The sequence below is a fragment of the Hymenobacter canadensis genome (assembly GCF_027359925.1).
Lineage (GTDB): Bacteria > Bacteroidota > Bacteroidia > Cytophagales > Hymenobacteraceae > Hymenobacter > Hymenobacter canadensis.
In genome coordinates this window covers 343,882-368,888 of the sequence record NZ_CP114767.1, presented here as the reverse complement: position 1 = coordinate 368,888, position 25,007 = coordinate 343,882, and the positions used below count along the sequence as shown (strand labels likewise).

20 protein-coding genes are annotated in these 25,007 nt (G+C 60.9%); 10 read left to right on the top strand and 10 right to left on the bottom strand.

The genetic code is table 11. The annotated features are described in order from the left end of the window. Positions 1-254: 254 nt before the first annotated feature. Complete coding sequence (locus tag O3303_RS01620; protein ID WP_269560324.1) at positions 255-3,161, bottom strand: T9SS type B sorting domain-containing protein; 2,907 nt, start codon at positions 3,159-3,161, stop codon at positions 255-257. A 256-nt stretch (positions 3,162-3,417) separates the two neighbouring features. Between O3303_RS01620 and O3303_RS01615 the strand changes: the two genes are divergently transcribed. The 8 genes from O3303_RS01615 (at position 3,418) to O3303_RS01580 (ending at position 11,167) form a co-directional block, all read left to right on the top strand. Beyond that, entirely contained in the window at positions 3,418-4,089 is a 672-nt protein-coding gene (locus tag O3303_RS01615) for a succinate dehydrogenase cytochrome b subunit (RefSeq protein ID WP_269560323.1), read from the top strand. 18 nt (positions 4,090-4,107) lie between these two features. Then, a complete protein-coding gene (locus O3303_RS01610; protein WP_269560322.1) occupies positions 4,108-6,042 on the top strand; it encodes a fumarate reductase/succinate dehydrogenase flavoprotein subunit in 1,935 nt (644 codons plus the stop codon). A gap of 128 nt (positions 6,043-6,170) precedes the next feature. Beyond that, entirely contained in the window at positions 6,171-6,926 is a 756-nt protein-coding gene (locus O3303_RS01605; RefSeq protein ID WP_044013348.1) for a succinate dehydrogenase/fumarate reductase iron-sulfur subunit, read from the top strand. Between the two features lie 167 nt (positions 6,927-7,093). Further along, the gene (locus O3303_RS01600; RefSeq protein WP_269560321.1) at positions 7,094-7,621 is read left to right on the top strand and encodes an NADPH-dependent FMN reductase; all 528 of its coding nucleotides are present in this window, start codon (positions 7,094-7,096) and stop codon (positions 7,619-7,621) included. A gap of 79 nt (positions 7,622-7,700) precedes the next feature. After that, positions 7,701-8,081: a hypothetical protein gene (locus O3303_RS01595; RefSeq protein WP_269560320.1), complete on the top strand. Its 381-nt coding sequence runs from the start codon at positions 7,701-7,703 to the stop codon at positions 8,079-8,081. A gap of 115 nt (positions 8,082-8,196) precedes the next feature. After that, positions 8,197-8,964, top strand: a complete 768-nt coding sequence (locus O3303_RS01590) for an MbnP family protein (RefSeq protein ID WP_269560319.1) — start codon at positions 8,197-8,199, stop codon at positions 8,962-8,964. Positions 8,965-8,986: 22 nt separating this feature from the next. Continuing rightward, positions 8,987-10,033: a cytochrome-c peroxidase gene (locus O3303_RS01585; RefSeq protein ID WP_269560318.1), complete on the top strand. Its 1,047-nt coding sequence runs from the start codon at positions 8,987-8,989 to the stop codon at positions 10,031-10,033. 141 nt (positions 10,034-10,174) lie between these two features. Then, a complete protein-coding gene (locus tag O3303_RS01580) occupies positions 10,175-11,167 on the top strand; it encodes a hypothetical protein (protein ID WP_269560317.1) in 993 nt (330 codons plus the stop codon). Between the two features lie 147 nt (positions 11,168-11,314). Here the strand turns inward: O3303_RS01580 and O3303_RS01575 are convergent, their stop codons facing one another. Then, positions 11,315-12,595, bottom strand: a complete 1,281-nt coding sequence (locus tag O3303_RS01575) for a chloride channel protein (RefSeq protein ID WP_269560316.1) — start codon at positions 12,593-12,595, stop codon at positions 11,315-11,317. Between the two features lie 138 nt (positions 12,596-12,733). Here O3303_RS01575 and O3303_RS01570 point away from each other — a divergent pair, with 138 nt between their 5' ends. Further along, positions 12,734-13,903 carry a cytochrome-c peroxidase gene (locus tag O3303_RS01570; protein ID WP_269560315.1) on the top strand — a complete coding sequence of 390 codons (1,170 nt, stop codon included), beginning with the start codon at positions 12,734-12,736 and terminating at the stop codon, positions 13,901-13,903. Further along, positions 13,900-14,118 carry a hypothetical protein gene (locus O3303_RS01565; protein WP_269560314.1) on the top strand — a complete coding sequence of 73 codons (219 nt, stop codon included), beginning with the start codon at positions 13,900-13,902 and terminating at the stop codon, positions 14,116-14,118. The genes O3303_RS01570 and O3303_RS01565 overlap by 4 nt, the downstream gene beginning before the upstream one ends. A gap of 76 nt (positions 14,119-14,194) precedes the next feature. Here O3303_RS01565 and ftsZ read toward each other — a convergent pair whose 3' ends face one another. The 8 genes from ftsZ to mraY form a co-directional block, all read right to left on the bottom strand. Next, complete coding sequence (gene ftsZ, locus O3303_RS01560) at positions 14,195-15,682, bottom strand: cell division protein FtsZ (protein WP_269560313.1); 1,488 nt, start codon at positions 15,680-15,682, stop codon at positions 14,195-14,197. A 123-nt stretch (positions 15,683-15,805) separates the two neighbouring features. Beyond that, positions 15,806-17,185, bottom strand: a complete 1,380-nt coding sequence (gene ftsA, locus O3303_RS01555) for a cell division protein FtsA (protein ID WP_269560312.1) — start codon at positions 17,183-17,185, stop codon at positions 15,806-15,808. Between the two features lie 96 nt (positions 17,186-17,281). Continuing rightward, entirely contained in the window at positions 17,282-18,046 is a 765-nt protein-coding gene (locus O3303_RS01550) for a cell division protein FtsQ/DivIB (protein ID WP_269560311.1), read from the bottom strand. After that, positions 18,030-19,493 (bottom strand): UDP-N-acetylmuramate--L-alanine ligase, encoded by a 1,464-nt coding sequence (locus tag O3303_RS01545; protein WP_269561943.1) that lies wholly within the window; start codon positions 19,491-19,493, stop codon positions 18,030-18,032. The genes O3303_RS01550 and O3303_RS01545 overlap by 17 nt, the downstream gene beginning before the upstream one ends. A 202-nt stretch (positions 19,494-19,695) precedes the next feature. Continuing rightward, the gene (murG, locus tag O3303_RS01540) at positions 19,696-20,805 is read right to left on the bottom strand and encodes an undecaprenyldiphospho-muramoylpentapeptide beta-N-acetylglucosaminyltransferase (protein ID WP_269560310.1); all 1,110 of its coding nucleotides are present in this window, start codon (positions 20,803-20,805) and stop codon (positions 19,696-19,698) included. 208 nt (positions 20,806-21,013) lie between these two features. Then, positions 21,014-22,204 (bottom strand): FtsW/RodA/SpoVE family cell cycle protein, encoded by a 1,191-nt coding sequence (locus O3303_RS01535; RefSeq protein ID WP_269560309.1) that lies wholly within the window; start codon positions 22,202-22,204, stop codon positions 21,014-21,016. A gap of 48 nt (positions 22,205-22,252) precedes the next feature. Then, complete coding sequence (gene murD / locus O3303_RS01530; protein WP_269560308.1) at positions 22,253-23,638, bottom strand: UDP-N-acetylmuramoyl-L-alanine--D-glutamate ligase; 1,386 nt, start codon at positions 23,636-23,638, stop codon at positions 22,253-22,255. 123 nt (positions 23,639-23,761) lie between these two features. After that, positions 23,762-24,982 (bottom strand): phospho-N-acetylmuramoyl-pentapeptide-transferase, encoded by a 1,221-nt coding sequence (gene mraY, locus O3303_RS01525; protein WP_269560307.1) that lies wholly within the window; start codon positions 24,980-24,982, stop codon positions 23,762-23,764. Positions 24,983-25,007: the final 25 nt, after the last annotated feature.

Sequence of the window (25,007 nt, the reverse complement as noted above, 5' to 3'; positions counted from 1 at the left end):
ATTACACGGATTTCGTGGACGGAGCCCTTAGCGCTGCGGGTGTCTGGCGGGGCCTGTCTATCCGGGTCTGCTTTTCCGGGCGGGTGGGAGAAAAATCGGATGCAAGCTGCACAAAAATGTCTTCTGACGCCAGTACAGCCACCCAGCAACACCAGTTCACGTTCTTGTCCGGCCACTCTTCCAGCCCACAAAAAAACCGGGCGCCCCAACGAGGCGCCCGGCAATCCGCTAAAATCTGTGCTAATCCGTGAGCCTTAGCGGCTGATTTCCACCCACCCCTTGTAGGTGCGTTTCGTGTTATTGACGTCGCCAAACTCTACATCGGCCTGATAGAAGTAAACGCCTTCCACTGTCGTCGAGCCGGAGCTGCCTTCGGCGCGGCTGCCGCCGTTCCACTTAATCAGCGGCTCCTTGTCGCTCTCGTAGATTTTCACGCCCCAGCGGTTGAATACCCGGAAGCTGGTACGGCGAATTGGGGTGAACACCTTGGGGCGGAAGGTGTCGTTGAGACCGTCGCCATTGGGGGTGAAGACGTTAGGCAGCAGGAACAGCTGGCAGTCGTCCTTGCACTCCACATTGCTGCGTACGCTGCGCGTGCCACTTGAATCCACGGACTGCACGGCATAGCAGCCGGCCTCCGAGGTGAGGTTGCGGTGCAGGTAGCTCATTTGGTTGCCGGGCACCGAGGTCAGGAACGTCAGCGAATCCGTGGCATTGGGCGCGTAGTAGATGTTGTACGAGGCAATGGCCCGGCTGCAGTCGGGCGGCGTTGCGCCCAGAGTCCAGCTTAGCACGTTGGTATAAATCGGGCCGGAAGCGGGCGTAGCGGGCAGGTCGAACAGACGCGTGGCCAGACTGTCGCAGTTGGGGCGCTTGAGGCTCAGCACCGGCGGGCACGGAATGGCGCGCAGGGCAATGCACTGCTCCTGGCTCAGGTTGATGAGCGGGTCGATGATGGCCGGGTTGCTGTAGGTGCCATTCGTCGAGACGTAGTAGCAGTAGGTCTGGCCCTTCACCAGCGGCCGGGCCGTGGTGCCCTGGTCGACATAGGTGCCACCGGTGGTCGTGCCCGTTACGGTGGCAATCTGCACAAACTGGCTGCCCGCGCCCGGGTCGCGGCGGAAGATGGTGGCCGGCCGGCGACTGTTGTCCCACGGCACATTGTAGGTCCAGCGCAGCGAAATGCGGTTGTTCTGCGGATCAGGCGTGCCGTCTACCCGCACACTTGAAGCGGCCGTGGCGGTTTCCGTCACGGTGCCGGAGCCGGGCTGATTGGTGGTGTTGCTGATGAACTCCAGCCGGTAGATGTAGGCCCGGTTCTGCGTATCAAGGTTGTTGTCGACGTACACCGTGTCGTTGGGGCGGTCTACGGTGCGGGCAATTTCCGTGAACGTAGCTGTGCTGCTCTGGCCGTTGGCGCGCAGCAGCCGGTATACCAGCGGCGCATTGAAGGTGTTGATGGGCCCGGGCCGGGTCCACTTCACCGTGATGCGCCCGGCCGTGGTGGAAGTAGCATCCACCGTGACGTTGGTAAACACCGCCGAGCGGCCTGCAAAGCTCACGCAGGCTTCCTGCGAGGCCAGGCTTTTGCCGCCGGCCGGCAACGGAAACTCCACATAGATGCGGTAGCAGTAGGTTTTACCCCGCTGCAGCCCCAGGCCGTTGTTGGTATCCACGTACGACAGCAGGTCACCAGTGGCCGGCGGCGTTGGGTACGTCAGCGTCTCAATCAGGGTGTAGCCGGCCGAGGTCGGAATGCCGGTTTCGCAGGGGCCCGGCGTGAAGCCACTGGAATTTTCGCGGCGGAAAATCAGAATCCTGGCGCCCGGCCGCTGGCAGATGTACCGGTCCCAGGTCAGCACGGTGTTGTTGCCTAACCGACTTGCCTGCAGATTCTGCGGCGCCGGCCCGATGACGGTGATGTTCCAGATGCGCTGGTCAATCAGCACCGGGTTGTTGCCGGTGGGCTGGTCTTCGGCCGTGAAGCTCACGCGGGTTGGCTGCGCGGCAATGTTGTTGCAGTCGGGCGTCCAGCGGAACGTGCCGGCGGCCGTGGGCGGGCCTAGCGAAGTCTGCGTGAACGTGGCCGGGGGCAGAATGCCGCTGTTGGCCGTTATCCGCACCGGATTGCGGTCAGCATCCGTCGCCGTCACGTTGCCCGTAATAAGCGTACCGGCCACCACGCAGATATCTGGCGGAATGGTCAGGATAGGCCGCTGATTGGCGGTACCGCGCACGTTGATCTGCATGTCGCGAATCACGGTACCAACCCGCCGCCGACCAAACTGCGTGCGGCGCCATTCCTGCACTTCAAACGCTACGTTATACTCCCCTACCGTACCCGGCGAATTCCAAATGATAGTGCCCGTAACCGGGTTTTGCTGAAAAATAGACTGAGCGCCTGGCACACCATCGGGGTTGCCGCTGGGTGGGTCGCTATATTGCACCTGCTGACCATTATTTGTACCTATGAGCTGGTTGGGTAATACATAGCCTGTGGCATTAGTAGGAACGGGAACAAAACAGGGCGCGGCAGGCCCATTGATACCACCCGGCACCTGCTGGCTGGGGCGCAGCACAAAAGCAAGCGAGTCACCATCGGGGTCGAATGCAGAAGGATTGTGCAGGAAAACCTGCCCCACAGCCGCATTGTCAATAGACGGCTTGGTCAGGATGGCTGAGCGGTTGCGGCCCAGACCCGGATCAATCGTGAATGTTGTAGAAATATAGAAACTCTGTTGATCTGAGTTTGCCAGGTTCAGTACGCCTCCGTTTCGGTTCTCTCCTATATATGTCACTGTATATGTCCCGACCGCATTATAGGTATGCTCAAAAACATACACGTTGCGGTTGGTTTCGCCGTTAATTACCGTCACCGACTGACGAGGAATCACCTGCGGCGCGCTACAGTCACCGAAGAAGATAGTGACAGTACGCTCATCGGGGATGGTATTGGTAGGCGTCTTCTGGAACAGGATCATTTTAAAGAACACCCGGTTGGGATTGAAGCCCGGCCCAATAGTAGTGTCAATCTTGGCCTGAATGTCGCCGGCGCGCAGGTGGGAGGCCTGCGCTTCAGGCGTAACCCAGGCCAGCAGGGCCACCAGTAGCGCCAGCAACGACCCACGCCGTGCCAGCCAGAATAGTAAGGGAGAAGTCATAGATCTGCGCAGTAAAAGAAAAACAAATGCCTGGTCCAGGAAAGCCAGTAAAATCACAGTAACAGTCCAACAAAAATCCTGCCTGAGAGGTTACTCACCCGAAGCCTATCCACCAGAACGTCTAACGGTATTCCGGGCGGATAGATTCATGGAAGATAACGGCTAAAGTGGCGACTTTATTTGGATTGTTTCCTAGCGGGTCGGCCCGTACCTTTGGCTGATTCTCCGACCCCACCAAACCCTTTTTCTCGCTCCTATGAGTTGGATTAGTAACACGTTTTCCAGCAGCATCGGCCGCAAAATCGTTATGGCCGCCACCGGCCTGTTTTTGTGCTCTTTTCTGGTAGTACACCTAGCCGGCAACTTTCAATTATTCAAAAACGACGGCGGTCTGGCATTCAATGCCTACTCCGAGTTTATGAGTCACAACACCATCATCCGGATTTTGGAAATCGGACTGGTAGCGGGCTTTGGCTTTCACATCTACGAAGGCCTGACGCTGGCCCTCAAGAACAAAGCCGCCCGCGGCACCAACTACGTTTCCGACCACATTGAGCAGAACAGCCCCTGGCATGCCCGCAGCATGGCCGTGCTGGGCAGCATCGTGCTGTTCTTCCTGATTGTGCACCTCTACAACTTCTTCGGCACGTTGCGTTTCGGCGAGCCAATCAAAGACTCGCAGGGCAACGAAAACGCTTACGCGCTGGTGGTGGATGCCTTCCACAACCCGCTGTACGTGGCCCTGTACGTGCTGGCTCAGCTGGCATTGCTCTACCATTTGCTGCACGGCTTCCAGAGTGCTTTCCAGACGCTGGGCCTCACCCACCGCAAATACACGCCCGCTGTCAAGCTGTTGGGTATCGTCTTTTCGGTTGTCGTCTGCGCCGGCTTTGCGTCAATGCCGATTTACTTCTACTTTTTCAACTAACTCCATCTCAACACGCCTATGTTTCCGGAGTCCAAAATTCCCGAAGGTCCCTTGGCCGAGAAGTGGGAAAAGCATAAGTTCAACGTCAAGCTCGTCAACCCTGCCAACAAGCGCAAGTACGACGTGATTGTAGTCGGCACCGGCCTGGCTGGTGGCGCTGCCGCCGCTTCGCTGGCCGAGCTGGGCTACAACGTAAAAGCCTTCACCTACCACGATTCGCCGCGCCGGGCGCACTCCATTGCTGCGCAGGGAGGCATCAACGCCGCCAAAAACTACCAGAACGACGGCGACTCGGTGTTCCGCCTGTTCTACGACACCATCAAAGGTGGTGACTACCGCGCCCGCGAAGCCAACGTGTACCGCCTGGCGCAGGTATCGGTGAACATCATCGACCAGTGCGTAGCGCAGGGTGTACCCTTCGCCCGCGAATACGGCGGCCTGCTGGCTAACCGCTCCTTCGGGGGCGCCCAGGTAAGCCGCACGTTCTATGCCCGCGGCCAGACCGGACAGCAGCTGCTACTAGGCGCCTACTCGGCCCTGTCGCGCCAGATTGCCTACGGCAAGGTGAAGATGTACACCCGCTCCGAGATGCTGGACGTGGTAGTCATTGACGGCCAAGCCCGCGGTATTATCACCCGCAACCTGATTACGGGCGAAATTGAGCAGCACGCGGCCCACGCCGTGGTGCTGGCCACTGGCGGCTATGGCAACGTGTTCTTCCTGAGCACCAACGCCATGTATTGCAACGCTACGGCGGCGTGGCGTGCCCACAAGCGCGGTGCCTACTTCGCCAACCCCTGCTTCACCCAGATTCACCCCACCTGCATCCCGGTTTCCGGCGAATACCAGTCGAAGCTCACGCTGATGTCGGAATCGCTGCGCAACGACGGCCGCGTATGGGTGCCCAAGACGGTAGAAATAGCCGAGCGCATACGCAAAGGCGAAATCAAAGCGTCGGAAATTGCTGAGGACGACCGGGATTACTTCCTGGAGCGCAAATACCCCGCTTTCGGCAACCTGGTACCGCGCGACGTAGCGTCGCGCAATGCCAAGCAGATGTGCGACGAAGGCCGTGGCGTAGGTACAACCGGCTTGGCCGTGTACCTCGACTTTGCCGACATTATCAAGCGTACGGGAGCCGATGCGGTGAGCCAGAAGTACGGCAACCTGTTTGCCATGTACGAGAAAATCACCGACGAAGACCCCTACCAGCAGCCGATGCGCATCTACCCGGCTGTGCACTACACCATGGGCGGCCTGTGGGTGGACTACAACCTGCAAACCACCATCCCCGGCCTGTACGCCACGGGTGAGTGCAACTTCTCCGACCACGGTGCCAACCGCCTCGGCGCTTCGGCCCTGATGCAGGGTCTGGCAGATGGCTACTTCGTAATCCCTTACACCATTGGTGATTACCTGGCTTCTACGGCGCCTAAACCCGTTACGACGGAGCACCCGGCTTTCAAGGAAGCTGAAGCTGAAGTACGGGGCCGCGTACAGAAGATGATGAGCATCAACGGCACCCGCACGCCCGACGACTTCCACAAGCATCTGGGCCACCTGATGTGGGAGTATTGCGGCATGGCCCGCAACGCCGAAGGCCTGAAGTATGCCAAAGCGGAGATTCAGAAGCTGCGCAAGGAATTCTGGAGCGACCTGAAGCTGACCGGTACCGAAACCGAGCTCAACCAGGCCTTGGAGAAAGCCGGCCGCGTAGCCGACTTCCTGGAGCTGGGCGAGCTGATGATGGACGACGCCCTGGACCGCAACGAAAGCTGCGGTGGTCACTTCCGCGAGGAGTACCAGACGCCTGAGGGTGAAGCCCTGCGCGACGACGACAATTACGCCTACGTAGCCGCTTGGCAGTACAACGGCGACAACCAGCCGGAAATCCTGAACAAGGAAGAACTGTCGTTCGAAAACGTAAAGCTCACGCAGCGGAGCTACAAGTAGTAGTGAAAATGTGATGCTGAGTGGGCGAAATAAAGCCTGCTCAGCATCGTTTGCGCCTCCCCTACTACATTCTCACTACTCAATACTCTTGAAATACAATGGCCGGAAGTAACCCCAACGCCAAACCGATGAACCTCACGCTGAAGGTGTGGCGGCAGAAAAGCCGTACTGCCGCTGGCGCGATTGTAGATTACCAGGTAAAGGATATTTCGCCCGAAATGTCGTTCCTGGAGATGCTGGACGTGCTTAACGAGGACCTGCTGCGCAAAGGTGATGAGCCTGTTGCCTTCGACCACGACTGCCGCGAAGGCATCTGTGGCTCGTGCAACCTGTTCATCAACGGCCGTGCTCACGGTCCTGAGACCGGCACGACCACCTGCCAGTTGCACATGCGCAAGTTCTCGGATGGTGACACCATCACCATCGAGCCTTGGCGCGCCAATGCCTTCCCCGTGAACCGCGACCTGAGCGTAGACCGCTCGGCCTTCGACCGGATCATTCAGGCGGGTGGCTACGTGAGCGTGAACACCGGCGGCGCCCCCGACGGCAACGAAATTCCGATTCCTAAGGAAATTGCTGACCGCGCCTTCGAAGCCGCTACCTGCATTGGCTGCGGGGCCTGCGTGGCCTCGTGCAAGAATGCTTCGGCCATGCTGTTCGTTTCAGCGAAGGTGAGCCAGCTGGCTTTGCTGCCCCAGGGCCACGTGGAGCGCAAAACCCGCGTGGAAAACATGGTGGCGCAGATGGACAAGGAAGGTTTTGGTGCCTGCACCAATATCGGGTCGTGCGCGGCGGAGTGCCCGGTGGGCATCTCGCTGGAGAACATTGCCATCCTGAACCGCGAATTCCTGGCCGCCAAAGCAACTTCCAATAACCTCGCGTAAGGTTTTCGGTTAGTAGTATCAGCGTCAATAAAAAAGCGAACCGGCTTGCCGGTTCGCTTTTTTATTGACGCCTTTCCCGGCAATTAGAAAGCAAGAATTCTGCCCCTGCGCAAAAAAGGGCCACCTATCAATTCTTGCTTTCTACTTCTTACTTTCTAATTCCTCCCATGATTACCATCATTGTCGGTACCAACCGCCCCGATTCCCGCGCCCGGCGCATTGCCAATCTCTACGCCGGCTTACTCGCCGACCTGCAGGCCGAGCACCAGATTCTGGATTTGGTGGAGCTACCCGCCGACGTCAGCGTATCGGCTTTGTACGCCAACACCGGCCGGCACCCCGGTTTCAACCGGCTGGCCGACCAGGCTTCGGCGGCCGATAAGCTGGTGTTTGTGGTGCCGGAGTACAACTGCTCGTTTCCGGGGGTGCTTAAAACGTTTATTGACGGCCTGCCCTACAAGGGCGGCATCCGGGGCAAAAAAGCGGCTTTGATTGGACTGGGAACCGGCGCCCAGGGCGGTCTGCTGGCCCTGAGCCACCTCACCGACGTGCTCATGTACCTCAATACCACCGTAGTGCCGGCCCGCGTGCGCCTGCCGTTCATTGATCAGCACCTGACCGCCGAAGGTGAGTTGACCAACGAATTCTACGCCCAATTGCTGCGCGAGCAGGCTGCTCAGCTGGTTACGAGCTAGCACATAGCGCTGCCCTGTCTCGGTAGTTCAGGCGGTGGCGCGTACATTTGCCGCTACCCACGCTGGGTTCCCCCTTGCCATGACACGCCTGTTGGCCCTTTTTCTGGCTACTCTGATGCTGCTCCAGACGTTTAGTCGGGAGGTCATTGTCGTGGACTATCAGGTGCACAAGGCGCGCATCACGGCGCTGTTCTGCGTCAATAAGGACAAGCCTCAGCTGCACTGCAACGGCAAATGCCACTTGGCCAAGCAGCTGCGCAAAGCCTCCGATACGGAGAGCAAAGCACCCGGCGCCGGCTTCGCCAAAATGAAGTATGAAGTGGTAGTACCCTTCCAGTTCCGGGTAGCCATACCTGTGCGGGTGCTTCTGTCGGCGCGACGTTATGCGCCGGCGGCTTCTGCGTTGTATGCCTTTTCGCCGGTACACGGCGTGTTTCATCCTCCGGCTTTCAGGGCCTGATTTCCAACCTGACGGAGCCTGTTTTCCTGGCTTCAGTCTGTTGTAGCGTACTCCCAGCTGTTGCCCGGGAGAGGCTACGTTGTTTGTATTTCCCCTGATTTACGCCCTTGAGAAGATGAAATTTCTGCAAAACGCCATCCTGTGCCTTTCCCTTTTTGCTGCCACTGCCTCGCTTTCCTCCTGCGACAAGGATGACGACGAGAGCCCAGCCCTGGGCCAGATGAACCTGGAATTTGAAAACGTGGTGGGCACCTCGCCCCTACAGCTTAGCAGTGCCACGCCCTACCTGACGCCCGCCGGCGACCAGTTCACCGTCACGACGTTCCGCTACTATATTTCCAACATTAAGCTCAAAAAGGCCGACGGCACGGAGTTCGCGCAGCCCGAGAGCTATTACCTGATTGATGAAGCGCTGCCGACTTCCAAAACTTTTTCCATCTCCAACATCCCGACCGGCGACTACACCGGCCTTACGTTCACGATTGGAGTAGATAGCGCCCGCAACGTGGCCGGCGTGCAAACCGGTGCCCTGGCCCCCGGCGACATGTTCTGGAACTGGAACTCGGGCTACATCTACACCAAGCTGGAAGGCCGCTCGCCGCAGACAAGCAACGGCGCTATCGTGTTTCACATTGGCGGCTTCAAGAGCCCCAACAACACCATCCGGACGGTTTCGCCCACGCTGAATGGGGCCAGTATTCAGATCCGCGACGGCCGGACGCCCGAAGTGCACTTCAAGGCCAACGTGCTGAAGATGTTCTCGGGCCCCACTACCATCCGGTTTGCCACGGTCAGCAATACCATGGGCGGGCCGAATTCGGTGCTGGTTGCCAATAACCAGGCGGCCGGCATGTTCACCGTCGACCACATCCACGGCAACTAGGCCGGACGCGGTGCTGACTCCTATGAAGCCGCTGCTGCGCTGCTATGCGCTGCTACTACTGCTGGCCAGCGGCTGCCAGACCGATGCCGACGTGAACCCCGTGGGCGAAGTGCCCGGCACCCTGGTGCCGGGCAACTTCCCCGTGCCGGTATATAGCCCGGAGAAAAACCCACCTACCCGCGCCGCCTTCGAGCTGGGCCGGACGCTGTTTTATGATCCGCGCCTCTCGCGCACCGGCGAAGTGTCGTGCGGCAGCTGCCACCAGCAGTTTGTGGCCTTCGCGCACGCCGGGCACACGCTCAGCCACGGCGTCGACAACCTGCTGGGGACGCGTAATGCGCCGGCCCTGCAAAACCTGCGCTGGAAGCCCAACTTCTTCTGGGACGGCGGCCCCAGCAACCTTGAAACCATGCCGCTGGCCCCCATCACCAACCCCGTGGAGATGGACGAAACGCTCGACAACGTGCTGCGCAAGCTCAATGCCGATGCCAGCTACCAGCGCCGGTTTGCGCAGGTGTTCGGCGGCCGCGGCCCCATCGACTCTTACCAGTTTCTGCGGGCGCTGGCGCAGTTCACGGCCGCCCTCACCTCGGCCAACTCCCGCTACGACCGGTATGCGCGGCAAGAAGCGGGCGGCACCCTCAGCGAGCCGGAGCTGCGCGGCTTGGCTGTACTGCGCCAGAAGTGCGGCAGCTGCCACGCCGGCGAGCTGTTCACCGACGAGTCGTTCCGCAACAACGGGCTCGACAGCCGCTTTTCCGCCGATTCGGGACGGGCGCACATCACCGGGCGCAGCATTGATGTGGGCCGTTTCAAGGTACCGAGCCTGCGCAACGTGCTGCACACCGCGCCCTACATGCACGATGGCCGCTTTGCCACCCTCGGCGAAGTGCTCGACCATTACGACCACGGCATGGTGGAATCGGGCACGCTGGATGCGCAGCTGCGGCGGCCGGGGCAGGCGCCGGGCATTCCGCTCACGGCCTTGGAACGCACCCAGTTGCTGGCATTTCTGGCTACCCTCACCGACGAGGAGTTTCTGCGTAATCCGCAGCTTTCCGAGCAATAACGTGCCCCTATTTTTTTCCGGCCGGCAGGTCGCAGGCAGCTTACGGTGGCCTGCGGCTTCAATCTGACGGCCATGTATTGGCAATGTGGGCCGGCTTAGGCCGATTTGCTTGAGCCAGCCGCTTTCCTTCTCACTCTTTCGATGAAAAACCTTTTACTGCTGGGGCTGGCGCTACTGCTGGCTCAAACCAGTATGGCCTGCGACATTTGCGGCTGCTTTATGGGTATCACGCCTTACGACAACCAGAGCAGCTTTTCGCTAATGCACCGCTACCGCATCTTCAACGGCTACCAGGCGCTGGGCCAAGACCCGCAGTTCTTCCCAACCGGAGCCCGGCCCCTACTGGCCCAACCACTCAACGGCGCCGACAACGACTACACGCATTCCCATAAAGGCGACCCAACGGATTTCGAGGCCTTTCGGATAATAGAACTGCGGGGCAAATACTTTTTGGCCAAGCGCCTGGAGCTGAACGCCTTCGTGCCCTACGTGATGAACACATCGCAGATCAACGGCCGGCAGCTCAACCTGAGCGGCATCGGCGACGTGACGGTTTTTGCGGGCTACCACCTGCTGCGCAACATCGAAACGGCCGGCGTGCAGAGCCGCCTGATTGTGGGCGGCGGCCTGAAAATGCCCACCGGCAGCTTCCAACGCAGCAGCGCAGCCGGCCGGCGCTACCCTACCCTCACGCAGCCCGGCACCGGCACCACCGACGGTTTCGTGTACGCCAACTACATCGGCAGCTACCGCAGCTTCGGCCTGAGCCTTAACACCAGCTACCGCCGCGGAGCCAGCAACCGGTTTCAAGAAAGCCTGGCCCCCGGTGTAGCTGCTTTTGCCAACCTCTTCTACCGGGTGCCGCTCAGCGAAAACTGGCAGCTATACCCGTCGGCGCAGCTGTTCTACGAGAAAACCAAAGGCGAAATGTTCGAAGGCCGCCTCACCGGCGAGCATGCCATGAACAACGCCCTGCTGGGCCCCGGCTTGGATGTGTACTACAAAAACCTGTCGCTGAATGCCAGCGTGCAGCTTCCCGTATACACCGCCCCCACCGACCACCCCGCCAGCGCCGGCCGCCTAGTGCTGGCCGTCGGCTACAGCATCAAGCAAACCAAGTATCTATTGAAGTGATGGGGTGATGAGGTGAGAACGTCATTCCGAGCTTGCGAGGAATCTCGCGTGCTGACGTTGGGACGACCCGAACTACTACGCTTGCGAGATTCCTCGCATGCTCGGAATGACGTTCTCATTTCATCACTCCATCACCCCATCACTCTATCACAACAAATCCCGCAGGCGGCGGCCCTGTTGGCGCTGCCAGAGGCAGTGCTTGGCTTGGCCGACCACCTGCGCGCCATAGATGCCCCGGTGCCCCGAAAACAGGTAGCTCACCACACAAGCCAGCCCGGCGTAAAGGCCGCACTCGTGCCCAAATAGCTCCATGGCCAGCAGCGTGCAGGCCAGGGGCGTGTTGGCCGCCCCGGCAAACACCGCCGCGAAACCCAGGCCGGCCAGCAGCGGCATGGGCAGCGGCAGCACCAGCGCTAAGGCGTTGCCCAGCGTGGCGCCCACAAAAAACAGCGGCGTCACTTCTCCGCCTTTGAAAGCGGCCCCCAGCGTAAGGGCCGTAAACAAAATTTTCAGGGCGAAAACGTAGACCGGAAGTGGCTCCTGAAACGCCTGCACAATAGTGGGCACCCCTAGCCCGCTGTAGCGCGTGGTGCCGGACGCCCAAATCAGCAGCGCCACCACGGCCCCACCCACCACCGGCCGCAGCGGCGGCCAGGCAATCAGGCGCTTGTAGAACGCCGATACTACGTGCGTAGCTCCTGCAAACAAGCGCCCAGCCAGCCCAAATGCCACGCCCGCTGCCGCCGCACTCAGCAGCGGCAGCGGCGCAATGGCCGGCACCGCCAGCAACGGATACGCCGTGTGTCCCACACCCCAGGCCCGCGTCACGTAGTCGGCGGCGGCGGCGGCCAGGAAGGCGGGCAGCAGCGCATCGTAGCGCAGGCGCCCCAGCAGCACCACTTCCAGCCCAAACACGGCCCCGGCCAGCGGTGTCCCGAATACCGAGGCAAACCCGGCACTCAGCCCGGCCAGCAGCAGCAACCGCCGTTCCCGCCGCCGCACCAGGCGCGGCCAGCGGCTGAGCTGGTCGGCAAGGGCCCCGCCCATCTGCACGGCCGTACCCTCGCGGCCCGCCGAGCCGCCAAACAGGTGCGTGAGCAGCGTGCCCACCAGCACCAGCGGCACCATGCGTAGCGGCACGAGTTGGGTGGGCCGATTGATTTCGTCGAGCAGCAGGTTGTTGCCGCCTTCCACGCTTTTGCCCCAGTAGTGGTAGAGCAGCCCCACCAGCAGGCCGCCCACCGGCAGCAGCGCAATAATCCAGGGATGCAGCTCGCGCCAGCTGGTCACGAAATCCAGCGCCACCAGAAAGCCCGCGGATGCCGTACCGGCCAGCCCCCCGACGATGGCACTCAGCAGCAACCAGCGGAAGCTGAACAGCAGCAGCAAACGATATTCGCGCAACAGCGCTCCGGGCTGGATAATCATGTCAGCTAAAACACGCCCCCACTGCGGTAGGCGGCCCCAAAGTACGCAAACTGCGCGCAGACACTCCCGCCGGAGCCGCGCGGCCTGCTCCGGGAAACGAAACAGGCCGACTGATACGTTGAAGGCATATTCCGTATCTTGAACGTCATCTTCCTCGCTTTCTATTTGCTGCTGATGAGTACCCGCCTGCGCTTCTGCTTGCCGCTGTTCGGTTTGTTGCTGTTGGCAGCAGCCTGCGGTAAAGACCCGGACGATCCGGCCCCGCCTAATCCGCCGCCGGCCCCGGCTACGCCCTACACGTTGGTGCTACCCTCGCAGCTGCCCCAGAGCGTGACCCTGCCCGCCGACAACCCCCTCACCGTGGAAGGCATTGAGCTGGGCCGTAAACTGTTCTACGAAACCCGGCTTTCCAGCACCAACACCATGTCGTGCGGAAGCTGCCACCAGCAAAGCAAGGCCTTCACCGATGGGCGCACCCGCGCGGTTGGGGTAGATGGCATACCGCATCCGCGCAACACCATGTCGCTGGTGAACCTGCTCTGGGAGCCCAACCTGAACTGGGATGGCTCGGCCACGACCCTCGAAGCCCAGGCCCGCACACCCATCGAAAACCCGGTGGAGCTGCACCAGTCGCTGGCCGTGGGCGTGAGCAAGCTGCAGCAGACTGCCCTCTACCCGCCCCTGTTTGCCCAGGCGTTCGGCTCCGCAACTGTCACCGAAGCCAACGTCCTCAAGGCGCTGGCGCAGTTCGAACGGACCCTGATTTCGTCAAACTCGCGCTACGAAAAGTCGTTACTGCGGCAAGCTGCGCTTAGTGCTGATGAGCGGGCCGGACGCGTCCTGTTCTTCAACCACCCGGGCGAAGGCGGCATTGTCACGGCCCGCGGCGGCTCCTGCGACCATTGCCACAACGGCAACAACTTCCTGTTCACAGCCAGCCGCCTCGGCACCACCCAATACTTCAACAACGGCCTCGACCTTACCTTCACCGACCAGGGCCGCTTCAACGTAACGGGCCTAAATGCCGACCGGGGCCGCTTCCGCGTGCCCACCCTGCGCAACATTGCCCTGACGGCGCCCTACATGCACGACGGCCGGTTCCGGACCCTGGAAGAAGTAGTGAACCATTACAATGAGCACATGCTCAGCAACAGCCCCAACGTCGACCCCATTCTACTACTTTCCAACACCACCGGCGGCACCAAACTGGATCTGACAACCACTGAGAAGCGCCAGCTCGTCGCCTTCCTCAAAACGCTCACCGATTCCACGTTTATCCAGAATCCGCGCTTTTCCAATCCGTTTTGAAGTCCGTCTACCCTTTTCTTCTACGACACGTTTACCAGCTGCCTGCCTGCGGCCAGACGCTCGGCTTGCTGCTGATTACGGGGCTAGCGCTGAGTGCCTGCTCGGTGTCCTCGCACAACCAGCTCAGCCCCGACCGGGAGCCCGCTGCCCCGCGCTACGTCGCCCCCGCCGATACTTCCCGAATGGACTCTATGCCCCTGCCGGCACCACTCTAATCGAACATGCGAACAAATAAGAAAGGGCCGCCGAAAATATCTCAGCGGCCCTTTCTTGTTTGTATTGACTGACTTCCTAGTCGACGTTGTCGTGCAGAAAGCGGTTGTCGCCCAGCAGTTCGTTATCGTCGGAGAGGTTGAAACGGCTAATGTTGCGCTCCGAAGAAGGCGTCACATTTTCCAGCTTCACCTGACGGCGCAGGTAGGCAGGCGTTTCCAGCTGGTCCTTGATGGCGTCGTTGGTGAGGCCGTTGCTGAGCTCCTGCAGGCGGCGGCGGCGCTCATCGGCGCGGGCGTCGATGGCCGGGCGGCCCGCAATGGGCGGCGCCGGCTGGGTAGCCTGGTACACCACCGGCTCGGGAGCAGGCGACGAGGGAGCCGATACCGGCGGCACCTGCCCCGTGTACGGCGACGTTTCCAAGTCGAACTTCACCGGCTCGGGCGTGGCCGCTACCGGCTGCGGGGAGCTGGTGAAAGACGGCACCACCGGAGCCGAAGAAACGTCCAGCGACTCCTTGTTGAACACGTTCAGCTGCGGCTCGGGCTGCGGCAGAGCCGGCTCCTCTTCCCGCACCGGCACTGCCGTAATGGTATGCGCCTCGCGGGCAAAACCCGTGGCAATTACCGTCACGCGGATGCTCTGGCCCAAGGTGGCGTCGATACCATGGCCGAAAATCACCTCGGCATTCTGGCCCGCTTTGTCTTGGATGCACTCCGTAATTTCGGTCAGCTCGTCCATTTCCAGCTCAGCCTGGTCGCCGGACATGATGCTGAGCAGGATGCGCTGGGCACCGTGAATGTCGGTGTTGTTGAGCAGCGGCGAAGCCAAAGCCTCCTCGGCCGCACGGCGGGCGCGGTTCTCGCCTTCCGTGATGCTGCTGCCCATTACGGCGGCGCCGCTGTCCTTCATCACCGTTTTCACGTCCTCAAAGTCCACGTTCACGTCGGCCGTCACCGTGATGATTTCGGCAATGGACTTAGCGGCCGTGCTGAGCACGTTATCGGCCTTGGCAAAGGCCGAGCGGATGGGCAGGTTGCCGTAAATCTCGCGCAGCTTATCGTTAAGAATCACCAGTACGGTGTCACAGTTCTCGCTGAGCTCCTTGATACCGTGTTCGGCCTGCTGGCGCTTCTTTTTACCCTCGAACATGAACGGAGCCGTCACTATCCCCACCGTGAGGATGCCCAGCTCCTTAGCCACCTTGGCAATAACCGGCGCGGCGCCCGTGCCCGTACCACCGCCCATACCGGCCGTGATAAACACCATCTTGGTGCCGTTGCTGAGAAGCTCCCGGATTTGTTCGCGGCTCTCGATGGCGGCTTGCTTGCCCCGTTCAGGGTTAGCGCCGGCCCCGAGGCCTTCGGTCAGGTCGAGGCCGATCTGCAGGCGGTTGGGCACAGTCGAGGAGGCCAAGGCCTGCTTGTCGGTGTTGCAGATGACGAATTCCACGTCCTTGATGCCCTGGCTGAACATGTGGTTGACGGCGTTAGAGCCGCCCCCACCCACGCCAATCACCTTGATGATGGACTTGGACTGCGCCGGGATGTCGAATTTATAATTCATTGGTTGGGGTCTTGGACTTGGGGGCTTAGGGCCTTGGTTTCTGAAATAGAGTATTCTGGCCGATAAAGTTCCGCGACGCGGATCTGCCAACCATACCTTCTACTCTTCCAAGACCCCAATCAACTAGTACTGCTTATCGTCGAAATCGTCGATGAGCAGGCCTTTGGTGCGGCTAATGATGTCCGACAGGAATTTGCTGGCCCCGGATGGTTTTTTGGGCTCAGCAGGCTTCTGGGGCTCCGCTTTGGCCACGGGCTGCGGAGCAGGAGTCGGCGCGGCGGCTTGGTAGTATGGTACGGCCGCCGGACGAATTTCCTCCTGCTGCTCGTAGTTGCGGTTCAGGCGCTCATCGAGCGAGCGGTAGCCGGTCAGCACGAGGCCCACCGTGGTGGCGTACATCGGCGACTTCACGGCTTCGATCTTGCTCTTGCCTAGGTGCTCGTTGGGGTAGCCGATGCGGGTGTCGAGGCCCGTTACGTACTCCGTGAGCTGCACCAGGTTCTGAAGCTGTGAGCCGCCGCCGGTCAGCACGATGCCGGCCGCCAGCTTGTCGGCGTGGCCGGTGCGCTGGATTTCAGCATACACCAGCTCGATAATTTCCTCCATCCGGGCCTCGATGATGTAGGCCAGGTTTTTGAGGCTGATTTCCTTGGGAGCCCGGTCGCGCAGGCCGGGGATGCTCACGATTTCGTAATCGGAAGCTTCCTCGGCAATGGCTTTGCCGAACTTCACCTTCAGCTGCTCGGCCTGGTTCTGCATCACCTGGCAGCCCAGCTTGATGTCGCTGGTCACGATGTTGCCGCCAAACGGCAGCACCGCCGCGTGGCGGATGATGCCGTCCTTGAAAATGGCCAGGTCGGTAGTGCCGCCCCCGATGTCAATCAGGGCCACACCGGCTTCCTTCTCCTCATCCGACAGCACCGACATGCTGGAAGCCAGCGGCTCCAGAATCAGGTTGTCGATTTCGAGGCCAGCCTTCGTGACGCACTTGTTGATGTTATTGATGGCCGTGCTCTGGGCCGTGATGATGTGGAAGTTGCCTTCCAGGCGCACGCCCGACATGCCCACGGGGTCCATGATGCCTTCCTCGTAGTCGACTTTGTAGTCCTGCGGCATCACGTGGATGATCTGCGAGCCGGGAGGCGTCACGAGGCGGTACATGTCGCCGGTGAGGCGCTCCACGTCTTCCTGCGTGATTTCATTGTCGGCGGAGGCGCGCGTGATGCTGCCGTTGTGCTGCAGGCTCTTGATGTGCTGGCCGGCAATGCCCACGTTCACCACGCCAATGTTGATACCGGACTGCTCTTCGGCCTGCCGGATGGCCCGCTTGATAGCGTCTACGGTTTTGTCGATGTTGGACACGATACCGCGCACGACACCCTCCGACACGGCTTTGCCCATGCCCAAGATTTCGAGCTTGCCAAATTCGTTTTTGCGGCCCACAAGGGCGCAGATTTTGGTGGTTCCAATGTCGAGGCCGACTACAATCTTATCGTGCTGCATGGGGAGGATGTCGGGGAAAGCTGGCAGAGAGGTGCGGTGGAGAGCAGGTGTAGAAAGGCAAAAATAGCCTTTTCAAGCTAACAGAGTAAGAAAATCTCACTCACAGATTATCTGGTCTTTGAATTCGATGTTGACGCGGTGGTACGTGTCCCAGCCCAGGGCCGGGGGTATTTGTCGGTAAAATACCATCAGTTTCGCAAATTTCTCCGAAATATTCTCAGGAAAACCAAATTCTACCTGCTGGTCTCCGATCTGCTGGGTAAAGGAAACCTTGCCGTTGGGGGCAATGAATACCTCGGCCACCTGGGCCCGCCAGAACGAATGCTCGTCGATGTAGCGCAGCAGCTCCAGGTAGCGCCGGCCGGTGGAATCCTGAAAAAAGCCGGCCGACAGCGGCTGGCCACCCGGCCGCGCCACCGGCACCACCCGCGCCGTGAACAGCGACGACAGCGGCAGCTTGTGGCCGTCGGCGTCGAGGTAGCAGTCCTGGCGGGTGTCGGCGTGCACGAGGCGGGCGATGGGGCGGTTCTGGCGCACGTCGGCGTGCAGGTTGCCGGCCAGGTCGCGATACACCTGGGCGTCCTTCACGAAGCTGTGCGCCTTCAGGCGGGCCTCCAGCGCCGGCAGGTTGAGCTCGTCGGGCGTGGTGCCCTCCAGGCGCTGCCGGCCGTCGCGGGTGAGCAGGGCCGTTACTTCCCGCTCGCTGATGAAGAAGTTGTTGAACTCGTTGCCGATAGTCACAATCACCTGGCCCACGGGGCGGCTGGCCTGGCGTACGCCGGCGAACACGGCCAGCCCGCCCAGCAGCACGAGGCAGCCGGTTGCAAACAGCACGTTATTGACCTTACGCTTGAGTTCCATGCCAACGAAGATGTAAAATATTCTTTAAACGCGGTACCAGCTGGTCGATGTCGCCGGCTCCGACGGTGGCCAGCACGTCGAAATCCGTGCCTGTTTCGGCATTTGCCAGAATTTCGTCGCGGGTCTGCAACGATTTTTTGGGCGCGGTTATTTGGGACAAAATCAATTCCGACGTCACGCCGGGCATGGGTAGCTCCCGGGCCGGGTAGATGTCCATCAGCACCACTTCATCGGCCAGACTCAGGCTTTCGGCGAAGCCCGGCGCGAAGTCGCGGGTGCGGGAAAACAGGTGGGGCTGGAAGATGACGCGCAGTCGGCGGCCCGGATAGAGCGCCCGCACAGAACGCAGGAAGGCCTCGATTTCGCGTGGGTGGTGGGCATAATCATCGAGATACACCTGGGGCGCGGCGGGCGTGCCGGCCGTCAGGATGAACTCGAAGCGGCGCTTTACGCCCCGGTAGGCCGCCACAGCCGCCTGCAGGGCCTGGGGCGCCACCCCTTCCAGCTGGGCCACAGCGGCGGCGGCCAGCATGTTTTCCACGTTGTGGAAGCCCGGCACGGCCAGCTTGAGGCCGGCTACGGTGCCCAACGGCCCGTGCAGATCAAAATGGAACTCGTGGCCCTGGGCTGTGATGCCTGTGGCGTACAGTTCCGGCCCCTGCTCCTGCGACAAGCCGTAGCGGATCACCCGTACGCCGGCCGGGGCGGAAGCGGCCACGCTGGGGTCGGCGGTGTGGTTGATGATGAGGGTGCCCCCGGACTGAATCTGGCCCACAAACTGCCGGAACGACTCCACCAGCGACTCTTTGTCGCCGTAGATGTCGAGGTGGTCGGCGTCGGTGCTCGTGACGATGGCAATGGTGGGGTGCAGGGTCAGGAAGCTGCGGTCATACTCGTCGGCTTCCACTACAACGGGGACGTTGGCCGGCGTGGTGCCACTCTCGTTGCTGATGCCTGCACGCTGGTCGTTTTCTGGTAGTGGTTCCACGAGGCCTTCGGCAACTCGTGGGACCACAGCGGGCGGCAGCAGCAGGTTGGAGCCCAGGTTCACGCTGATGCCGCCCAGGAAAGCCGCGCAGGGTACGCCGGCGTGGTGCAACAGGTGCGCCACCATGCTGCTGGTGGTGGTTTTGCCGTGAGTGCCGGCCACGGCAATGGTGCGGTGGCCCTGCGTGAGCACGCCCAGCACCTGGCTGCGCTTACGAATGTCGAAGCCGTTTTCGCGCAGCCAGGCCCACTCCTGGTGGTCTTTCGGGATGGCCGGGGTCAGGACTACGAGCGTATTTTCGGGGTTCTGGCGCACTTCGGCCGGAATCTGGTCTACAGCATCCTCGAAATGCACGGCAATGCCTTCGGCCTCCAGTGCGTCGGTCAGGGGCGTGCGGGTTTTGTCGTAGCCCGACACCTGGTGGCCGTTGGCCTGAAACCAGCGGGCCAGCGCCGACATACCGATGCCGCCAATGCCAAGGAAGTAGACGAGCTGTTTCAAGTGAAGTGATGGGGTGATGAGGTGATGGAGTGATGAGGTGAGCGGCATGCTGAGCTTGCCGAAGCATCTCTACTGCTGGCTAACCAATTGGCTAACCAACTGGCACTGCAACGAAGCGGTAGAGATGCTTCGGCAAGCTCAGCATGACGGGATATAGTTACTACTGCTTTACCAGCTTCAGCAGCTCGTCCACGATGGTGGTGGTGGCGGCAGGGCGGGCGAGCTGGAGCACGTTGGCGCTCAGCTGCTGCTGTTGCGTGGGGTTCTGTAGTAGCGCCAGGGCCTCGTCGTAGAGGCGGGTGGCGGCTTCGGTGTCGGGGACCAGCAAGGCAGCATCTTTGCGCACCAGGGCCATAGCGTTTTTGGTCTGGTGGTCTTCGGCCACGTTGGGCGAGGGCACCAGGATGCTGGGCTTGCCCGTGAGGCATAGCTCCGACACCGACAGCGCCCCGGCCCGGCTGACCACCACGTCGGCGGCGGCGTAGGCCAGGTCCATGCGCTGCACGAACTCCAGCGCGTGCTGGCCGGTGGCGGCGTAGGGAGCGGCCTGCTCTTGGGCCTGCGGATAGTAAACTTTGCCGGTTTGCCAGAGAAGTTGCACGTCGGCGGCCTGCAAGCGGGGCAGCGCAGCGGCGGTGGCCTGGTTGAGCGTGCGCGCGCCCAGGCTACCCCCAATCACGAGCAGCACTGGCCGGCTGGCATCGAGCCCAAAGAAAGCCAGCGCCTCGGCGCGGTTGCCGGTGGCAATTTCGGTGCGGACCGGGTTGCCGGTGAGCACGAGGCGGTCGGCGGGGAAGAACTTGTCCATGCCGTCGTAGGCCACACAGATTTTATCGACCCGCTTGGCCAGCAGTTTGTTGACGAGGCCGGCGTAGGAGTTCTGCTCCTGAATGAGGCTGGGAATACCGCGCGAGGTGGCGGCCAGCAGCACCGGGGCAGAGGCGTAGCCGCCCACCCCCACCACGGCATCAGGCCGAAACTGCTCGATGAGCTTGCCGGCTTTGCGCACGGCGCGCATCACCTTGATGGGAAACATCAGGTTTTCGGGCGTGAGGCGGCGCTGCAGGCCGCTGATATCGAGGCCCACGATTTTGTAGCCGGCTTCCGGCACGCGCGTCATCTCCATGCGGCCGTTGGCGCCCACAAACAGGATTTCGGCGTTTGGATATCTACTTTTTACTTCGTTAGCAATGGCTACAGCCGGGAAGATGTGACCACCGGTACCACCGCCAGAGATGATAATGCGAAGTGAATTATTGGCAGTGCCCACAGGATTTGATTCTTGTAATTTCCATGCATTCAAAGGAATGCCATATACTTCGAGTCCAACTGCTTTGATGGTAGCTTCATCGTTCTGTAGTTCGTCGCGAAGGCAGTTACCATTGCTGTCGTAGACGTTCATATAGAAACCAACCTCTGGCTCATCAGGCGATATTTCGAACCTGAGTCCATACCAGTCAGCTGCTATCAGCATTTTACTATGCATACGCCATCTTCCTTGGAATCCGCACGGTGTCGGCGGGTTCGCCGACTACGGGGCGGATTTCCCGCTCACCGCGGCTTACGCTCAGGATAATACCGACGCTGATGCCGGTGAAGATGAGCGAGGTGCCGCCCATGCTCAGCAGGGGCAGCGGCAGGCCGGTAATGGGGCCCAATCCCACGGCCACGCCCATGTTCACCATGGCCTGCAGCACCAGACTGAAGCTCAGCCCCGCCGACAGCAGCCCCCCGAACGCGCCGTGGCTGTTCACCACGGTCAGCAGCCCTCGATAGAGGAACGCGAGGTACAGAAACAGCACCGCCACGCCGCCCACGAGGCCGTATTCCTCGATGATGACGGCGTAGATGAAGTCGGAATACGGGTGAGGCAGGATGTTGCGCTCGGTGCTATTGCCGGGGCCCTTGCCCGTGACGCCGCCCGTGGCAATGGCAATGTAGGAGTGCTCCAGCTGAAACGGCACCGGCTTGCTTTTGTCGGTGAAGCTCTCGATGCGCGAAAGCACCGTTTTGTAGCGCTGCCCCGAGGCCAGCCCCACGCCGCCCACCACCAGGCCAATGGCCACCATCACGGCCATCTGCTTGAGCGGCACCCGGCCAATAAACATGAGCAACAGGCAGGTAACGAACAGCAGCAACGCCGTGGAGGCGTTACTCAAAATGATGATGCCGCAAATCACACCCACCCACACCATCACGGGCAGCAGCGTGGTTTTGTAGTCCTGCACGTTTTGCTGGCGGCGGCTGAGCATGGACGCCAGGTGCGTAATCAGAGCCAGCTTGGCTAAGTCGGAGGGCTGGAAGGTCTGGTTGATAACCGGGATGGTCATCCAGCGTGAGGCGCCGTTGATGTCGCCGCCCAGCACGTAGGTGAACAGCAGCAGCGGCACCGAGGCCAGCAGCGCGTACAGCGACAGGCGCGAGTAGTTGCGGTAGTCGATGCGGTGCGCCAGCCACATCAGGGCCAGGCCCGCGAAGATCAGGCTGGTGTGCTTGAACAGGATCATCTCCGACGAGCCCGCCCGGCCGCGCAGCTCGTTTTTGTAGGCCAGCGTGCCCGTGGCCGAGTACACCACGGCCATGCTAATCAGCGAAAACAGAATCACGATGCCCCAAAGCACCGGGTCGCCCTTCAGGTTCTGCCGCAGCCAGTTTTTGATGATGTCCATGATGGTGGATTGGAGGAGTGATGGGTTGGGGCGCGTGAGATGCTGCCGTTACTCGTTGGCTTCTTCCTGGGTGAGGTCGTCGGCGTAGCGGGCCACGGCGGCAGCAAACTGGCGGCCACGGTCTTCGTAGTTTTTAAACAGGTCGAAGCTAGCACAGGCCGGTGACAGTAGCACCACGTCGCCGGCTTCGGCCAGGGCGGCGGCGCGGCGCACGGCCGTTTCCACGCTGCGGGTTTCTTCGAGGTGCGGCACCACGTCGCCGAAGGCTTCGCGCAGCTTCTCGTTGTCGGCGCCGAGGCAGATGAGGGCCTTCACGCGCGAGCCGGCCAGCGGCACCAGCGTGGTGTAGTCATTGCCCTTGTCGGTACCGCCCGCAATCCAGACGATGGGCTGTCGAATACCGTCGAGGGCGTACCAGGCGGCTTCCACATTGGTGGCTTTGGAGTCGTTGATGAAGCGCACGCCCTGAATTTCACCCACGGGCTGCAGGCGGTGGTCGGCGTTGTGGAAAGTGCCGAGGCTGGCTTCAATCTGGGTTTTTTCCAGCCCGGCCAAGCGGGCGCAGAGCACCGCCGCCAGCATGTTCTGGCGGTTGTGCTGCCCAATGAGTGGCGTGGCCGCAATGCTGACCTCCTCCGTCTTGCTCAGGTAGCCCGGCTGCAGATCCACGCACACATCCTCCTCATCAATGTAGTACGCGCCCAGCTGATAGTCGGGGCGGTGGTGCAGGCTGAAGGGCAGCTGGTTCACGGGCCGGAGCGCCGCCTTGAAATAGCGCTGGATAGTTTCGTCGTCGGCGTTGTAAACAAAGTAGTTGCTGCTGTCCTGGTTGCGCACAATGCGCAGCTTGGACTGGGCGTATTTCTCCAGCGAGTATTCGTAGCGGTCCAGGTGGTCGGGCGTGATGTTGAGCAGCACCGAAATCCAGGGCTGGAAGTCGTAGGTGTCATCAAGCTGGAAGCTGCTCAGCTCCACCACGAAGTAGTCGTGCTGGTCGTAGATAACCTGCTCGGCCAGCGAGAAGCCCACGTTGCCGGCCAGGCCCACGTTGTAGCCGGCTTCCTTCAGCAGGTGGTAGGTGAGCAGCGTGGTGGTGGTTTTGCCGTTGGTGCCCGTGATGCAGATGCACCGGGCCTTGGTGTGGCGGCCGGCCAGCTCAATCTCCGAAATAATGGGCGTGCCCTTCTCCCGCAGCGCTTTGATGACGGGCGCCTTCTCCGGAATGCCAGGACTTTTCACTACCTCATCGGCCTTCAGCACCTCCGCCATCGTGTGCTGGCCTTCCTCGAACGGAATGCCGGCCGCGTGCAGCTTCTCCTTATATACAGGCTGAATCGGGCTTTGGTCGGACACGAACACGGAGTGGCCTTTGGCCTGCGCCAGCAGCGCCGCCCCTACCCCACTTTCCCCAGCTCCTAAGATGACGTAGTGCATGTACTTGTTTGGGTTAGATTTCTCGCAGTGTTCCGCAGTGTTGGCGCAGTGTTTCGCAGTGTTCTGACGCCTGAACACTGAGAAACACTGCGCCAACACTGCGGAACACTGCGAGAAATTCCATTAGCGCAATTTGAGAGTAACCAAAGTCAGGACAGCCAGCATGATGCCCACAATCCAGAACCGCGACACGATTTTGGATTCGTGGTAGCCGAGCTTCTGGTAGTGATGGTGCAGCGGCGACATGCGCAGCAGGCGCCGGCCTTCGCCGTACTTGCGGCGCGTGTACTTAAACCAGCTCACCTGCACCATCACCGACAGGTTTTCAATCAGAAACACCCCGCACAGTACCGGAATTAGCAGCTCCTTGCGCACGATGATGGCGAGCACCGCAATGATGCCGCCGATGGCCAGCGAGCCGGTGTCGCCCATGAACACCTGCGCCGGGTAGCTATTGTACCACAGGAAGCCCACGCAGGCGCCCACAAACGCGGCGCAGAAAATCACCAGCTCCCCGGAGTTCGGAATGAACATAATATCCAGGTAGTCAGCCAGCAAGGCGTTGCCGCTCACGAAGGCGAAGATGGCCAGCGTGGTGCCGATGATGGCCGACGTGCCCGCCGCCAGCCCGTCGAGGCCGTCGGTGATGTTGGCGCCATTCGAGACGGCCGTGATGATGAGGATGACGATGGGGATGTAGAAGAAGGCGTAGTACTCGTTGAAGAAGTCGCCGGCCGTGGCGAACAGGTCGCCGTAGTTGAGCTCGTTGTTCTTGAGGAACGGCACCGTCGTAATCATCAGCTTCACATCCTGGTAGATGGTGCTGGCATCCACGGCCGACGACTGGCCGTTTTCGAGCAGGTACTGGCGTACAGTCACGTCGTTGGAGAAGAACAGCACCCAGCCCACCGTGAGGCCCAGGCCCACCTGCCCCATGATCTTGAAGCGGCCGGCCAAGCCTTCCTTATCCTTCTTCACCACCTTGATGTAGTCGTCGACGAAGCCGATCAGGCCCAGCCAGACGGTGCTCAGAATCATGAGCACGATGTAGATGTTGTCGAGCTTGGCAAACAGCAGCACCGGCACCAGAATGGCCAGCAAAATAATCAGGCCACCCATGGTAGGCGTGCCTTTCTTCTCCATCTGCCCCTGCAAACCCAGGTCGCGGATGCTCTCCCCGATCTGCTGGCGCTGCAGCAGCCGGATCAGCGGCGCCCCGAAGTACTGGGCAATAATGAGCGAGGTGACGATGGCCAGCGCCGCGCGAAACGAAGTGTACTGCATTACCCCCGTGCCGGGCACGTGGTGCACTTTGTATAAGTAGTTGAAGAGGTAATACAGCATGGGCGCGAGGTCAGCAGGTTGCGGT